Source organism: Shimazuella alba (assembly GCF_009831235.1).
GTDB classification, from domain to species: Bacteria; Bacillota; Bacilli; order Thermoactinomycetales; family Thermoactinomycetaceae; genus Shimazuella; species Shimazuella alba.
Window position 1 is genome coordinate 43,122 of sequence record NZ_WUUL01000007.1, and the last position, 15,464, is coordinate 58,585.

A 15,464-nucleotide genomic window follows, 5' to 3' on the forward strand; every position below is an offset into this window, starting at 1 on the left:
GCGATTTGTATTACTTAGAAAAACGAAGGTCTTTTATCGTTTTTAGATCGATACCGTACTTCGCATATATCTTTAATGTATTTTCTCCTACCAACTCATCTTTGTGATAGCCTAGTATTTCTGCCATTTGGATAACTTCTTCATACGTATCTGCCTCGATCTCTAGATACGGAGGAATCATCGGCCATTGGTCTATCTCCAACCGTGTACCTCTCAATTGGAAACTAGTACGATAATTTTCCTGATACCACTTTGACTGATAGCCCAAACGACTTAAAAACTCATTTGTTTTATCAAAGTCATCCACTACTAACTCAGTCTCTTCGGTTCCATCTATGCCGTCATGTTTGATCTCTTTGTAAGTAAGGGTAACTTCGAATCCTGTGTCACGCAGTCGGATAAACTTCTGCAAATCTTCCTCATTTACTGCATAGACATAACGCCGCATCAGGGATTCTCGAATTTTCTCCCCTCCACAAAATAGGATTTTATTTTCTATTTCTTGTGAATTTATTTCTAGTATCCTAGCTTCATATTCAATTCCCAACCGTATGTCCTCCATTCAACTGTATCTTGCTTTACAAAGATTGTAAGGGAAATTAAAATAAAAGAGACCAAATCCAGACAAAAGATCGGACAGACATGTACCAAAATCACTTCTCCTATGGTCCCTTTTTTTATTTTGACGCTGAAACAGGCGAAGAGAAAGAGCTTCCATCACTAGGTGTTGCTCGAGTAGAGAAAGGGAAGATATATGGTCTTCCGAAATCAGTAAAGGGACGAATCTATATTGTGGATGTAGACGTTTTTGCAGTAGCTAAGTTTCAAGGTCGAAAAGATGTCTGTACTCCCAATACGTATAATGGTTCTGGTCATGTAATAAAGCGGAGTGCATCCACAGAGTCCGTGCGTAAGGTTTACGCAGAATCCATGTTCCAATTCCGCTAACATTCAGCAGGTTGATAAAAGATAGACATCAAATATATACCTTTTATCAACCTGCCCAACTGATTTCCTTATAAAACTATACACAATGATATGATTTATGTAAAATAAATGTGTAAGAACCACTCCTAAGATTGGATTCCAATGACTGATACGTATCACAACTACTTCTCTGATGATCCGCTCCACTATTCCCACAGGGGAGCCATTCACCCTTCTCTCTCTCAGGGAGTTGCCGAGGTAGTCAACGGTAAGCTCAAGGGGCTTCCTGATTCGAAGCGAGGGCATGTCTACATCGTGTCGGATGAAGTTCGCGAAGCTGCTCAGGCTCTCGGTCGAACGGATGTCGTCTCCCCAGGGTCTACGGTTGATAATCCATTCCCTGGGCGAAATGAAACAATCTATTCGTTTGATGGTTTCAAGCGCTAGGTTTGGTTATACGTGAGCTCATCACAGCTCATGGGGACAGCAGATGGAAAAGCACCATCCCAACTACTGTCCCATCCCATTCTGTGTCTCTATTTATTTTGATTCAACCAATCTACTGCAAAATCTACTAAATCCACTTGTGAAATCAAGCGAACTTCCGCATTTCCCACATTTCCAATGATCACCTTTCTATTTGATTCATAGTCTGATCCGATTTGAGAAAACCGTTCTGTTTGGTATTCGATATTTTCAAACGTTACCCATTCTCTCTCTCCATTTCGTTGTATAGCAGCAGACTCATTATTATCTACAAGCTGTTTTTAACGATATTCCGCAAGGTGCAAAGAAGAGTTGCTGTCATAACCAACACCGAGCAAAAGAATAGAACCATCTGTTTCATATAGTTTTGCTAGTGGTGAATCCTCTCCCATCGGATAATCGAGCGGATGACCTTGTGTAATCCGTTTTGCATGCTTTCCCCACGCTGCAAAAGAGTATGTAGGATGATTGCTCCGAAATACATCTGGAAAAGTGCGAAAAACTTCTACGATTTTTCCCATTCCCCGAGTTGGTGTGTAAGCAGGATGAAATGCAGGCATCGTCTGGCGCATGATTGGCCACCATTCCTCTGGTACAGGTGGATTCCCCCATAGGGATGGATCAGAGTTATCACTTGTATGTGTTGGCATCACAATCGTGCCTTGATCTGTAATCACTTGCATCAATGCTTGTAAAAACCTTTTTCTTCATGTTTTCGCTATTTTCCATACAGAAAGAATACGCATTTCCGATTACGAGATGACTGAAAACATTTTCAAATAACGACTCATAAAAAATAAGGTTTGTTTGAGAGATTGGAGATTGATGAGGAACTAGAGCTACTTCTCCTAAAGACAGGAGTACCTCCAAAAGAGAAATAAATATTACTCTTTTCCATTTCATTATAATAAATTAGAGTGAAATTGTAGCACTTTCTTTCTGGAGTCGAAATAGGAAAGTTATTTATTAGAAGATGGGAATTTTCTTTTTGGAGGACTATTTTGTTATATTATCACTATTATCATATAATAATAATTATAAAAAATAGAGCGAGGGATACATATGAAAATTCTTTCTCTTGAACTTTCAACTACGAACCTTTCCAAAATGAAGCATTTTTATTTAGAACAACTTAGTTTTCCGTTGAAGCGAGAATCCGATGATTCATTTACTATTACTGCAGGCCATACGGAACTTACTTTTACCTATGACAGAGACCAAAAGAATCCCTATTATCATTTCGCAATGGATATACCAAACAATCAAATACAAGAAGTTCACGATTGGCTGTTGAAAAAAGGTTGTCATATATTAGATGCTACAACCATTGAAGAAGCAAATATTTATGCCGATCAGAAGATTGTATTTTTTGGGGCAACGAATGCTCAGTCGGTGTATTTCTTTGATCCCCAAGGTAATCTAGTCGAATTTATCGCTCGTAAAAACCTGGATAATTCATCAGTAAAACCATTTGATCCCCTCTCGATAATCAATATAAGTGAAATAGGATTTAGTTTACAAAATGATGTGGAACAAACAATTGATAAGTTATGTACTGAGTTTGATGTAACACCATACACAGGGGATGGGAAAACATTTCAAATACTAGGGAATGACCAAGGGATGTTTATTCTTGGTGCAGGTACTCGCAAATGGTATCCGATTTCAAGATCACCAGAGATTCATCCCATACATATGACTATTGCAGGGAATAAAAATGATCGTTTCCAATTGGAGCCTTATCCTTACTTTATACAGACCAAAAACACAGAGGAGAGAATTAATAAAAGCATGATTTAAGATAGTAAACACCAATCCATCTAATCAAAATAAACTGGCACCTCAACTACTGCCTCTGACATCTTGTTGTAGGTCCTCCTCAGTCATGAACATGAGTGAGGGGACTTTATAGTTAGAATATTATGTCCTGTCAAGGTGTTTATATTCTACATTTTATTTGTCTATTATGCCGATTTGGACTTATTTCAAACAATCCCCTAGATCTACAAAACTAGGTTGTCAATTACTCCGAAATAGAAGAAAATATAAAAGGAGAATTGTTCCCACTAAAGAAAGAGATTTAAAAATGTCGGACAATAAGGTGGTCGTGATCGTTGACAATGTCGATCCCGATAATCTAGCTTGTGCTCTTGCAGCCGATAGTCCACTGCTTGGACTTGATGTCGTAGCAGTCATCGTAACTGGAAGGGCAGCACACCCTAACCCCACAGCCGGACTAAAAATTCGATCTCTACAAAATTCATCATTTCAGCTTGAGTTGAGCCAGAGCAATTGATGGAAAAACGAAAAACCATGTTCAATTGAAGAACACGGTTTCTAATGAAACAGTGATTGAATCTTCTATTTTTCCAACTCTAAAACTCTCCCAAATCAATAATCTCTTCTAATTCCGAAAATTGTTCATCCATGATCTTTTTTAGACTGGGATTCCAGTTTTTCTGGATCACTTCTACTACATCATCTATCTTTTGCATGACTTTGCGTTCCCCATCAACATACACAACCCAACTCTGCTTTTTGCCAGTAAATACTCGGTCGATCTCAACAAAGCGATCGGCTTTATTCGTCGGAAAACGTACCGCTTCTCCTACTCTCATTCTCATTAAGGTTGATTTAATTTCCATTACTTTGGACATAATTGGAGCTACCCCTTTTACCAATTCTCCGAACGTATTATGCTCACTGTTCTTATTGTATGTATAAATCCAAGAAAACTCAACTTATATAGATAGATATCCATTTTATTGTAATAATCCTGTTTCTGTTATTTCTCTCGCTTTTTCGAAATTTTCCATAAGATGTAAAATTGAGGATTTTTGATCATTGAATAAAATAGGAGATAAGCGGACTGTTGGTTCACTTCTACGATTCAAGATGATTTCCAGAAAAAAACCGGATTACAGAAACATAATGAAATGGGACACATTGCATACTATGATATCGATTATAAACAATTCTTTCGAATTCGTCTTCTATCCGCCTCTGATGCTCCATTCATTCTCTAATAATCACCTTTCATTCTTCCATTTTTATACTTTGAAATACTTCTATTTTATTTTTCCGATTTGAGATAAAATAATGCGATACCATTGGAGGTGACTGAATTGAAACGAAAATATATATTCACTGTTTTAATCGCTTCGCTGGCTTTCATTAGTGCATGTTCGTCAACATCAGATACAACAAGTGAAAAAAATAAACAGACTGAAACAAAAACATACCGAGCGGCAACGGATATATCGGGAATGGTGAAAGAAGGACCTGGCCCTTATGCAGGAACCAAGTATAATACAGAAAAATTTCAGAAAGAAGTATTGAACAAATTTACCAAAAATACATCTATCCAAGATATGTATAATCAAATGGTTTACAACTTAGCGGAAAATTATGAAGGCAGCATACAAAAGATTCATGCGATCAGCCCTACTTATACCTATGATACCAATCGACCTGGAGAGTCTGCTCAATCACAAGGACAGACGACAAAGAAGGTACATGTTCAAATTTTGCTTGATGCTAGTGGTAGTATGAAAGCAAAAATTGGCGGCAAAACAAAAATGGAATTAGCCAAAGCAGCAGTACAACAATTCGCTTCTTCTCTGCAAGAAGGAACAGACGTTTCCTTGCGTTTGTATGGGCATAAAGGGAGCGGGAGTAATGCAGATAAGCAACTATCCTGTTCCAATACCGAAGTAGTCTATCCTTCTTCTCCTTATGTTGCCAATACTTTTTCAACTGCCTTGCAAAAAGCTCAACCAGCTGGATGGACCCCAATCGCCAAAGCGATCGAAGATGCCAAAACGCAAATCAATCAAACAAAGGAAACCGATGTCGAAAACATTATTTATATTGTAAGTGATGGTGTGGAAACTTGTGGTGGAAACGCTGTACAAGCAGCGCAATCCATACACCAATCCAATATCAAAGCAGTTGTAAATATTATCGGATTTGACATTCCCTCTAAAGATAAACAAGCTTTAGAGAGGATTTCTCAAGCAGGAGGCGGCACATATGTAGATGTAAAAACAGCGGAAGAACTACAGAGACAGATGCAGCAGGCAAATTTTGACCTTTGGTTAAAATGGACAAAATGGGGAGATAACAACTGGGTTAGTATTGAAAAACAATGGTCAAAAAAATGGATGGACAGAACAAACGAAATGACAGCTATGCAAAAAAACATTATCCAAGAATTGAAACGCTACAGCGAAGCCATGTCATACTTACAAAAGAAAGGGGTGTTAGAAGGAAATCGTTCTAGCGAGCTCCATGCGTTGATCGATAAACGATATAAAATGATTTCTGCTGAAATCGAGAGAGTTGCAAAAGCAAAAGAAAACCAATTGGAACAGGCAAAACAGGAGATACAGACAAAGATTAAAACGGAACAAGATCAGATGACGAATAAATACAAGGACTAAGGAAAAGGAAACCAGCTTTGCAGAAAAGCTGGTTTCTTTTTGATTGAAAAATAAACCTAATAAGGCTAGTGAAATAAGAGAAAGCTGTCTAAAATGGAAACATTACTAGAAACGGTTTACTCATATGGAAACAAGTTCGTCAAGGAGGATTAGGATGTTTGATGTTATCGTGATAGGTGGAGGTCCCTCAGGTTTAATGGCAAGTGCTTCTGCTGGGATGCATGGGGCAAAAGTATTATTACTTGATAAAGGAAATAAATTAGGACGTAAACTCGCAATCTCTGGCGGCGGGCGTTGCAATGTGACAAACAACAAAAATTTGGATGAGCTGATCACGTTTATTCCAGGCAATGGGCGATTTTTACATAGTGTATTTGCTACTTTTAACAATCAAGATATCATTCGTTTTTTTGAGGATTTAGGGATAGCTTTAAAAGAAGAAGATAATGGGCGAATGTTCCCTGTATCCAATAGTGCTAAAGACGTTGTGCAAGCATTATTACAAAAAGTTCGGTCAGAACAAGTACAAATAAGGACAGATACGGCAGTGAAAACAGTACGATACAGAGATGGAAAAGTAATTGGCGTAGAAGCGATAAACGGTGAGTACTGGAAATGCAAAAGTGTCGTGATCGCCACAGGTGGCAAATCTGTCCCTCATACTGGCTCCACAGGCGATGGCTATGCTTGGGCAGAAGCTGCTGGACATACGATCACTGAGCTATTTCCGACGGAAGTTCCCATTACATCCAATGATCCAATCATCCAAAGTAAAGTGCTGCAAGGTTTATCGTTACGGGATGTTTCTTTATCAGTACGAAATCCGAAAGGAAAAGCGGTCATCTCTCATCGGGGGGATATGATCTTTACCCACTTTGGTCTCTCTGGTCCGATCGCCCTAAGATGCAGCCAGTTTGTCATTAAACAGCAGAATAAAACCGGAAATACAAATGTGATCGTACAAATTGATTTATTTCCTGATCAATCCCTACAGGTACTAGAACAAGACTTGCAAAAAATGCGCAAAAATCATCCCAAACGATCAATCCATAATCTTTTAAAAGGTCTTATTCCTGAACGGCTCATCCCTGTTATTTTACAAAAAACAGAAATCGAAACGAATACCCTCGCTGCTACTATTTCCAATAACCAAGTAACAAAAATTGCAGACATTTGCAAACAATTCACCATTCAAGTAAGTGGTACGCTTCCACTGGAAAAAGCATTCGTCACCGGCGGTGGAGTACATATCAAGGAAGTAAACCCAAAAACTATGGGCTCCAAGTTGATGAACGGACTTTATTTTTGTGGGGAAGTATTGGATATTCACGGCTATACAGGCGGATATAATATTACTGCTGCTTTGTGTACTGGATATGTCGCTGGGAAACATGCAGCAAAAAGGTAGTATTCATTAAAAAAAATGCAATTGACAACATTATTTGATATAATTTTTACGCAATCAGGAGTTACGATCTATTATCCCGAAAGAGGAACAAATGGACACCTCTAACCTTGATCCAAATAAGGTAAAGCGAGTTAAGGAGCTCATCCAAAAAGACTATGACATTCTCCAGCCACACTTGGATATTAGTAAAGAGGTTGAAGAAGCAAAGAAGGCTCGCGATGATTATTATTGGGAGTATGCTCGGAGTAAGTCCTATAACGCAAAAGAATATAAAAAGTTGCAGGACAAGGTCAGTAAGCTTAAACGGCAGGCAATTACTGTAACTACCAAATAGAGTGCAGAATTTAAGAAGATCGAAGCTGAACTTAACAGAATGGGTTCAGATTATTACAAACTGTGGTCTGACAACAGGATTGTCCATTAACAGCAATAGGATTTGATTCCGAATCCCCTTATCCTCCAAAGATAAGGGGCACTGATTATTATAGACCAGAATTTGAACTCATCATAAAAACTCCCCGCATTGTCATGTTATGCGGGGAGTTTATCTATCTTGGATTGGAGTTGAATGGGTACTGTTTGGGTGATGGCGACATACTATCTTCGTCCATTTCCAGTTCCTCTACTCCAAATTCTTCTAATACACGTCGGCATAATCCTATTTCTTGTTGGACAAGCGGATCATTGTTCGCAGACTTTATTAACAAATTTTGGTATTGCAATAAGGCTTCTTCAATAAGATCCAGTTCTGCCTTACTGAGATGGATTGTTATCTTCATCGATCCCGTGCTGTTACCCGTTTGCCAAAGGGGGCTCTTGCAGAAAAACCAATGTGGCTGTGGGACAGCCTACACCTCCTTCATCTATTCCTACTCATCTTAACACAAATAAGTAAGGGTACACATAGCATTCTAAGGTGTTTTCATAGGTGTGAGGCTATGTAATACTTCCATTACTTCTCGGTAAATATTTTTTGCTCTGGCATCATTTGCATTTTTTACATTTTTGATAACGACAGATACAGCATACTGGGGTTTGGAATATGGTGCAAATCCAACCATCCACTTGTTGTAAAGAGACTTATTTACTCCTACTTGTGCAGTACCTGTTTTTCCCGATAGTTGCCAGTTTTCATCAGAAAGAGATCGAGCCGTTCCTTTGGTAACTACCATTCGCATCATTTGCTTCACTGCATCAATCGTACTCGCTTTTAATGGCTTGGCATGCGGCATATATTTGTTTGTAAACGTATAAATGCTCTTCCCATGAGCGTCTTGTATTCCTGTCACAATTCTCGGCTGAATCGGCATCCCCCGATGGAACAAGGCTGTAATCATATTTGCTGCTTGTAGTGGTGTAACCTTTACATCTCGCTGTCCGATCCCTGTTTGAACAGCAGCTCCTTTGTCCTTTAGAGATGTTCCTTTGGCATAGATCAAACCAGTACTTTCTTCTGGTAACTGACTAAAGTTATCATCGCCTGGGGCTTTCCCTCGCCATCCGATTCTTTGAGCCAGACCTAATCGCTTGGCATATGCTTGCAGCTTTGTACCTCCAAGTTTCTCTGCTATCGATCCTAACACGATATTACACGAATTTGCATAAGCCTTCGAAAAAGTCTGTTTACCATGTGCTCCTCCATCGGCATCTCTCAGATGATACTTACCATCTAATGAGCCTTTACATGCATAGGAGGAATTTGGTGACGATACACCTTCTTCCAATGCAGCAACTGCAACGACTGTCTTAAAAATCGAGCCTGGCGTGGTCTCTACTAAAGCTTCATTTACCCAAGGTGTTTGTGAATCATCTTTGTTATTTGAAACACCAGCCATTGCCAATATATCACCTGTAGCAATATCTTGTACAACTACTGCACCTTCTTCTATATTTTCTTTTTTGAGCATCTCTTCTACTTTGATTTGGATTCGGGAATCCAGCGTAGTTTGGATATTTCTAGGTGTATGTGGTCTTCCAGGCTCTGAAGCTGTCACCTTTACTTGGATACCATTTAGAGCTTTTCCTCTTCCATCGGTGACAAAACGAACTAAACTTTCTCCTTCTCCGTGAAGAAACGATTCAAACGCATATTCTAATCCTGTCATCCCAAATCGCGATTGAAGCGAAAACTGACCTGATTCTACTTCATTTGCATATCGATCTTTCAGTACATATGCATTACGAATCAGCCTGCCAATTACTTGCTTTGCGACCTGACCTTCTGTCATCCGATTATCCGATTGTACCGGAATAATTCCAGGTATATGCAAGTTATTCACTTGAGTTACTTGGTCAGGATTTAACACAAATGAAGAAAGGACTGCTGGTCTTTCCAATGATATCAGCTTTTGCTTTAACGTGTGATAGGATATATTCAAGAGCGAACTAAGACGGGTTAGCTGATCTCTCCTTAAATCCAACTGTTCTTCGGATTGAGGAAAAACAAATAATCTCCACTGCAACTCGCCGACAAGTGGTTTTCCGTATCGATCGAGGATTTTCCCACGTCTGCTATTCAAAATCACTTCTCTGGATTGAACTTTTTCTGCAAGGGCTATCAAATCTTTTTGTGCAACTGAAAAAGAGTGGGTGGAACCAACTTGTATTTGATAAAGTCGATAAATCAAGCCTGAAAATAAGCCTACCAATACAAAAAGCACTATCCATGTACGCCACTTTTTCATCTGCAAATCCACCTCTCAACATTACCAGCTTAGGCAATATAGAAGAGGGATAAACGATAAAACCAAAGGGCAAAATAGATAGTTAATTTCCTCATTTCCGATTAACTTGATTTTATCCCCACTTTTGAAAATATGGACTTCCATTTATTTTCCTTATAGGAAGAAAAAGTTGTCTTCCTTACCTACAAACAACAGAACAGGTGACAAAGGTATCACCTGTTCATCCTAGTCTACTTTGCTGCTTCATTTTTGTTACTCTCGACAATTTTTGCCTTTTGCTCTTCATATGTCTTACTAAAAAAGTGAGCACCCGTTCCATCTTGCTTCGTGACATAATACAAGTAAGAATGTTGAGCTGGTTCTAAGGCTGCTTTTAAAGCTTCTTCACCTGGGTTAGAAATCGGCCCTGGTGTTAAACCCTTAATTTTATAAGTATTATAGGGGCTATTCAATTTTGTATCATTACCATTCAGTTTCTTCTTCACTATTCCATTTAAACTATATGCGTATATGATGGACGCATCCACTTGCAGCATCATATTAATTCGCAAGCGATTATAAATCACCCCAGAAATTATCGGTAATTCCGACCTTACACGACCTTCTCTTTCAATAAGAGAGGCAATGGTTACCCACTGATCTATCGAGTATGGGGAATTATCCAATTTATTTCTAGCATCTAATTTGACTACACGTTTCCCAAATTCTTGAACCATAATTTTGACAATATCATCACCGCTTGTTTCTTTATGGAATTCATATGTACTCGGAAAGAGATATCCTTCCAGCTTATATTGTCTTGCTGGAGTCTGCTTGATCTCTTTCTCAAAGTTAAAAGTATCCTTGTTATTGGCACGATTGACTGCTTTCAAAAACTCTTCTTTCGAGAATCCTTTTGCAGCGATAATTTCTGCAATCTCGTTTACTGTTTTCCCTTCTGGAATCGTAACCTTTACAAGATCTTGCTTTCCGATAGCAATTTTATTAAGTATTGCATCTAAATTTTCACTAGGCTTGATTTCATATGTACCAGCCAATAAATTTGTTTTTTGTCGATAAACTGCATAATACCGAAAGAACCAATCTTCGTTAATCAGTTTTTTGCTCTTTAAAATACTTCCTATTTGTTTTAGAGAAGAATCCGGTTCGATATCGATTTGCACTGCTTTTGATCGGGGTGGAGACTCTAGGGTCCAATCGATAAAAAAGTACGCAGCTACCAACCAACCAGCAAGTAGAACTAGTGTTAGAATTATTCTGAGAAACCACTTCATCAAGAACTTCCTCTCATGCAACCTTACCCACAAGAGTATTCCTCTTATGGGGCCCCAGGATGGGAGTTGATTAAAGTGCTAGTCTTTATGTTAACATACTTAAAAATAAAAATAACGAGGAATATTCCTCGTTATTTGTCAATCATAGTAAGTATTCAGATGGAAATGGACAGCATCGATCACACTTTCCCATTCATCTACTGTCTCTATTTCGCCAATTTGACCATTTTTATGCACTTCATATAGGTATGCTTCGCCAACTCCATGATGCATTCCTTGCATCAGAGCATAGTGATTCCCATTTACTTCTACTTCGTGGAGTACTCGCAGTGTCTCCTCTCCCATAGGTACAGTATGTATATAAGACACACCATCTTCTAACGTATCTCGTAAATGAGTCACTTCTCTCATCATCTATACCCCTTATATTTCATCTGAGTCTAATAATGTTTGGAGCACTTCTTCTAGCATTTCCCATTCTTCATCTTCTTCTACAGGTGCTAGTACAAGATCATCACCATTTTCAGCATATCGGAAAGGATAAATATCTTGCTCCTCTTCCTCTACGTCAGCAACTGATACAAGAAACACATATTTTATTCCTGTTTCTGGGTGTTCAAAATAAGTTACTACTTCGAAATCCTCTTCTGCACCATCTTCTTGGGATATTGTAATGATCTCTACTTCTTGATCTTCGATTGCCATTGCTATGTCCTCCTATTTGCATCTAAATAGCCTTGTAATATCCATGATGCGGCTACTTGATCCACTACTTGTTTTCTTTTTTTCCTACTCACATCGGCCTTTATCAAGGACCTTTGCGCAGCTGCAGTGGAGAGACGCTCGTCCCATAAGTCCACAGGAAGAGCGTACCGCTCCTTTAACATTTCTGCAACTTTCTTGCTCGCTTCACCTTTTGATCCTACGGAACCATTCATGTTACGCGGATAACCGATGACAATTTTCCCTACTTCATATTGTTGGATAAGGGTATCTAGACGATGCAACCAATCAGGAGTTTGTTTTTTGTCAATTACTTCCAATCCTTGTGCGGTTAACCCTAACAGATCACTAACAGCAATCCCAATACGCCTATCACCCAAATCTAAGGCTAAAATACGTTCAATCACAAAACGGTTCCTCTCTAACTAACTGTCAAAAACATTCCACATTTGACAGAAATTAAAATTACTGATCTGGGTCTAGGTATGATTTTACCAACTCTTCAATGATATCATCTCTATCTACACTTTTAATTAAAGCTCTAGCATGATTATGTCTAGGAATATAGGCGGGATCCCCAGATATCAAATAGCCTACGATCTGGTTGATAGGATTGTATCCTTTTTCTTCTAAAGAATGGTAAACAAGTGTCAATATCTGCTTTACACTCGACTTATTTCCCAGTTGAAACTGAAACTTTCTCGTTTCATCCACGGATCATCTCAGCTCCTTCTTTTCTGTATGGATCAGCAGTTACTTACTTTTTCGGTCTTAAGATCGAATGTCCTTTTTTTCTGCGACCCAAACTTTTACTTGTTGCAATGCTTCTTGCAATTTTTCTGGCTTCTTCCCACCAGCTTGTGCCATGTTGGGACGACCTCCGCCGCCTCCACCACAGATAGCAGCAACCTCTTTTATTAATTTACCCGCATGGAACCCTTTTTGAACATAATTTGTAGCAATTGATGCAACAAAATTTACTTTATCATCATGAACGGCTCCAAGTACAATAATACCATCCTTTTTGGTTTTTAGATCATCCATTAATTTACGTAAACTATCAACATCAGAAGCCTCTACTTTTGCGGATAGAACCGGTATCCCCTCAATTTCAATCCATTGATTTTGCAATTCTAGTGCTGCTGATTGGCTTTGTTTCGCAAGTAGAGATTCTTGTGTTTTGGTCATCTCTTTTAGTGTCTCTTGCAATTGTTCGATTCTTGCAGGAACATCATTTGTTTTTGTTTTTAAAATTTCAGCGCTTGCCTTTAGTAGGGAGAAGTGTTGTTCTAAATACTCAAAAGCTCTTTTTCCAGTGGCTGCCTCCATTCTTCTTACACCAGATCCTATGCCGCTTTCACTCAAGATCTTAAACAAACCAATCTCACTCGTGTTTTGTACATGTGTTCCACCGCAGAGTTCCAAACTATAATTACCAACTTGAACAACTCGAACATCCGCTTTATATTTTTCCCCAAATAAAGCCATTGCACCCATTGCTTTTGCTTCTGACAAAGTTTTTATAGTTGTCGTAACAGGTATATGCAGCCAAATTTGCTCATTTACCTTTTGTTCCACAAGTTGAATTTCTTCTTCAGACATGGCTCCAATGTGTGAGAAGTCAAAGCGCAAACGATCTGGAGCAACCAACGAACCTGCTTGGTTTACATGATCTCCCAGTACTTCTTTCAACGCTTTGTGAAGCAAGTGTGTTGCGGTATGATTTTTTACTGTTGCTTGTCGCAGATTTGTTGCAATCTCTGCATCAACTGCTTCTTGTGCTCGTAAGATGCCTTTTTCCACTTTAACAGATAGCAAATGTTCTTCATGAGGACCTTTTTGTACATCTGTAACTATAGCAGTGGAATTTTCGGTAGTGATCGTCCCTAAATCCGCTACTTGCCCACCACTTTCTGCATAGAAAGGTGTTTCCTTCAAAACAACAATGCCTTGCTCACCTTCTTGCAAATTGTCTACTTCTTCGCCATTTTTTATCATAGCGACAATAGAAGTCAAACTTGAATGGTGCTCATAACCTACAAATTCTGTATCTACATGGAGATTAGCTAACGCTCCACCTTGAACCTGCATACTGTCCACTTCAGATCTTGCAGCACGTGCACGATCTCTTTGTACTTGCATTTCTTCTTCAAATGCTTCTCGATCAACGGAGAGTCCATGTTCTCTGACAAAGTCTTCTGTTAGATCGATTGGAAATCCATAAGTATCATATAGTTTAAATGCTTCCAGTCCTGTCAAACTGCTGCGATTTTCTGATTTTGCACTTTCTACCCAATCACCCAAGATCTTAAGTCCATCAGATAGCGTTTCTAAAAATCTCTCTTCTTCCGAGCGAATTACCTTTTCGATAAATGCTTGTTGAGCAAGGGGTTCTGGATAAAATTCTTTCATTACTTCTGCTACTATACTCGTCAACTCATATAAGAAAGGACGGTTTAAGCCCAGTTGTCTGCTGTATCGCACTGCACGGCGCAACAAACGTCGAAGCACATATCCTCTGCCTTCGTTAGAGGGCAATACTCCATCTGCAACTGCAAATACAATCGTCCGGACATGGTCTGCAATTACTTTTAAAGCGATATCGACATTTTCTGATGAACCATATGTTACACCAGCTTTGTCACAGGTTGCTTGAATGATCGGTTGGAAGAGATCTGTATCATAGTTTGTTTCTACATCCTGCATGACAGATGCCATTCGCTCTAAGCCCATACCAGTGTCAATATTTTTGTTTGGCAGTGGTGTATAAGAACCATCTGGATTGTGATTAAATTGAGAAAAGACGAGGTTCCAGATCTCTAAGAAACGGCCATTTTCCCCACCAGCATAGCACTCTGGATCACTCAAATCTCCAAATGCCTCTCCTCGATCATAAAAAATTTCTGAGTTTGGACCACTTGGACCTTCTCCAATATCCCAAAAGTTTTCTTTTAATTTTACGATGCGCTCCGCTGGTAAACCAATCATTTCATGCCAGTATTGATACGCTTCTTCATCCTCTGGATGGACCGTCACATGCAATTTTTCAGCAGACATACCCATCCATTTGGGACTGGTCAGAAACTCCCAAGCCCATTCGATAGCTTCTTTTTTAAAATACTCTCCAATCGAAAAATTACCTAGCATTTCAAAAAATGTATGGTGTCTTGCTGTATAACCCACATTTTCAATATCGTTGGTCCGAATGGATTTTTGAGCGTTTACGATACGAGGATTTTCTGGAACAAGCCGGCCATCGAAATATTTCTTTAACGTCGCAACACCAGAGTTAATCCACAATAAGCTAGCATCATCAACTGGAACAAGCGATGCACTCGGTTCAATTTGGTGACCTTTTTCTACAAAGAAATCTAGATACTTTTGACGTATTTCATGTGCTTTCATTTTGAAAACATCCTTTCCTTTTACCTACCAACTTCACCCTTATCCATAAAAAAAGCCCACTCATCCCTAAGAAAGGGACGAGCAAGCCCGTGGTACCACCCTGATTACTACTTTC

General features: G+C 39.0%; 17 protein-coding genes and 1 pseudogene. 6 read left to right on the forward strand and 12 right to left on the reverse strand.

The genetic code is table 11. From position 1 onward, the window contains the following. Positions 1-10: 10 nt before the first annotated feature. On the reverse strand, positions 11-547 hold the full coding sequence (locus GSM42_RS11455) for a CYTH domain-containing protein (protein ID WP_202404890.1): 537 nt from the start codon (positions 545-547) through the stop codon (positions 11-13). Positions 548-642: 95 nt separating this feature from the next. Between GSM42_RS11455 and GSM42_RS11460 the strand changes: the two genes are divergently transcribed. Further along, a complete protein-coding gene (locus tag GSM42_RS11460) occupies positions 643-948 on the forward strand; it encodes a hypothetical protein (protein ID WP_160801676.1) in 306 nt (101 codons plus the stop codon). A gap of 515 nt (positions 949-1,463) precedes the next feature. On the opposite strand, the pseudogene GSM42_RS20620 reads toward GSM42_RS11460, so the two are convergent. Together GSM42_RS20620 and GSM42_RS21395 are read right to left on the reverse strand one after the other, a co-directional pair. Continuing rightward, positions 1,464-2,096 (reverse strand): annotated as a pseudogene (locus tag GSM42_RS20620) (AAC(3) family N-acetyltransferase). Next, complete coding sequence (locus tag GSM42_RS21395) at positions 2,044-2,316, reverse strand: aminopeptidase (RefSeq protein ID WP_160801678.1); 273 nt, start codon at positions 2,314-2,316, stop codon at positions 2,044-2,046. Before GSM42_RS21395 ends, GSM42_RS20620 begins: the two are co-directional and overlap by 53 nt. A gap of 159 nt (positions 2,317-2,475) precedes the next feature. Between GSM42_RS21395 and GSM42_RS11480 the strand changes: the two genes are divergently transcribed. Further along, positions 2,476-3,213: a VOC family protein gene (locus GSM42_RS11480; protein WP_160801679.1), complete on the forward strand. Its 738-nt coding sequence runs from the start codon at positions 2,476-2,478 to the stop codon at positions 3,211-3,213. A gap of 286 nt (positions 3,214-3,499) precedes the next feature. Continuing rightward, complete coding sequence (locus tag GSM42_RS11485) at positions 3,500-3,709, forward strand: hypothetical protein (RefSeq protein WP_160801680.1); 210 nt, start codon at positions 3,500-3,502, stop codon at positions 3,707-3,709. A 79-nt stretch (positions 3,710-3,788) separates the two neighbouring features. Here GSM42_RS11485 and GSM42_RS11490 read toward each other — a convergent pair whose 3' ends face one another. Next, on the reverse strand, positions 3,789-4,070 hold the full coding sequence (locus tag GSM42_RS11490) for a hypothetical protein (RefSeq protein ID WP_160801681.1): 282 nt from the start codon (positions 4,068-4,070) through the stop codon (positions 3,789-3,791). Between the two features lie 468 nt (positions 4,071-4,538). On the opposite strand from GSM42_RS11490, the gene GSM42_RS11495 reads away from it, so the two are divergent. The 3 genes from GSM42_RS11495 to GSM42_RS11505 all read left to right on the forward strand — a co-directional run bounded on the left by GSM42_RS11495 (position 4,539) and on the right by GSM42_RS11505 (position 7,597). Further along, complete coding sequence (locus tag GSM42_RS11495; protein ID WP_160801682.1) at positions 4,539-5,855, forward strand: vWA domain-containing protein; 1,317 nt, start codon at positions 4,539-4,541, stop codon at positions 5,853-5,855. Between the two features lie 154 nt (positions 5,856-6,009). Continuing rightward, on the forward strand, positions 6,010-7,263 hold the full coding sequence (locus tag GSM42_RS11500) for a BaiN/RdsA family NAD(P)/FAD-dependent oxidoreductase (protein ID WP_160801683.1): 1,254 nt from the start codon (positions 6,010-6,012) through the stop codon (positions 7,261-7,263). A gap of 91 nt (positions 7,264-7,354) precedes the next feature. Beyond that, entirely contained in the window at positions 7,355-7,597 is a 243-nt protein-coding gene (locus GSM42_RS11505) for a hypothetical protein (protein ID WP_160801684.1), read from the forward strand. A 214-nt stretch (positions 7,598-7,811) separates the two neighbouring features. Here GSM42_RS11505 and GSM42_RS11510 read toward each other — a convergent pair whose 3' ends face one another. The 8 genes from GSM42_RS11510 to alaS form a co-directional block, all read right to left on the reverse strand. Next, on the reverse strand, positions 7,812-8,042 hold the full coding sequence (locus tag GSM42_RS11510; RefSeq protein WP_160801685.1) for a hypothetical protein: 231 nt from the start codon (positions 8,040-8,042) through the stop codon (positions 7,812-7,814). Positions 8,043-8,174: 132 nt separating this feature from the next. Then, positions 8,175-9,947 carry a peptidoglycan D,D-transpeptidase FtsI family protein gene (locus GSM42_RS11515; protein ID WP_160801686.1) on the reverse strand — a complete coding sequence of 591 codons (1,773 nt, stop codon included), beginning with the start codon at positions 9,945-9,947 and terminating at the stop codon, positions 8,175-8,177. A 230-nt stretch (positions 9,948-10,177) separates the two neighbouring features. Beyond that, a complete protein-coding gene (gene mltG / locus GSM42_RS11520; protein ID WP_160801687.1) occupies positions 10,178-11,221 on the reverse strand; it encodes an endolytic transglycosylase MltG in 1,044 nt (347 codons plus the stop codon). Between the two features lie 138 nt (positions 11,222-11,359). Next, complete coding sequence (locus GSM42_RS11525) at positions 11,360-11,635, reverse strand: DUF1292 domain-containing protein (RefSeq protein WP_160801688.1); 276 nt, start codon at positions 11,633-11,635, stop codon at positions 11,360-11,362. Positions 11,636-11,644: 9 nt separating this feature from the next. Beyond that, on the reverse strand, positions 11,645-11,926 hold the full coding sequence (locus GSM42_RS11530; RefSeq protein WP_160801689.1) for a DUF1292 domain-containing protein: 282 nt from the start codon (positions 11,924-11,926) through the stop codon (positions 11,645-11,647). A 2-nt stretch (positions 11,927-11,928) separates the two neighbouring features. Next, entirely contained in the window at positions 11,929-12,348 is a 420-nt protein-coding gene (gene ruvX / locus GSM42_RS11535; RefSeq protein ID WP_160801841.1) for a Holliday junction resolvase RuvX, read from the reverse strand. Positions 12,349-12,409: 61 nt separating this feature from the next. Next, a complete protein-coding gene (locus GSM42_RS11540; RefSeq protein ID WP_160801690.1) occupies positions 12,410-12,658 on the reverse strand; it encodes an IreB family regulatory phosphoprotein in 249 nt (82 codons plus the stop codon). Between the two features lie 57 nt (positions 12,659-12,715). Then, a complete protein-coding gene (gene alaS / locus GSM42_RS11545) occupies positions 12,716-15,349 on the reverse strand; it encodes an alanine--tRNA ligase (protein WP_160801691.1) in 2,634 nt (877 codons plus the stop codon). Positions 15,350-15,464 lie beyond the last annotated feature (115 nt).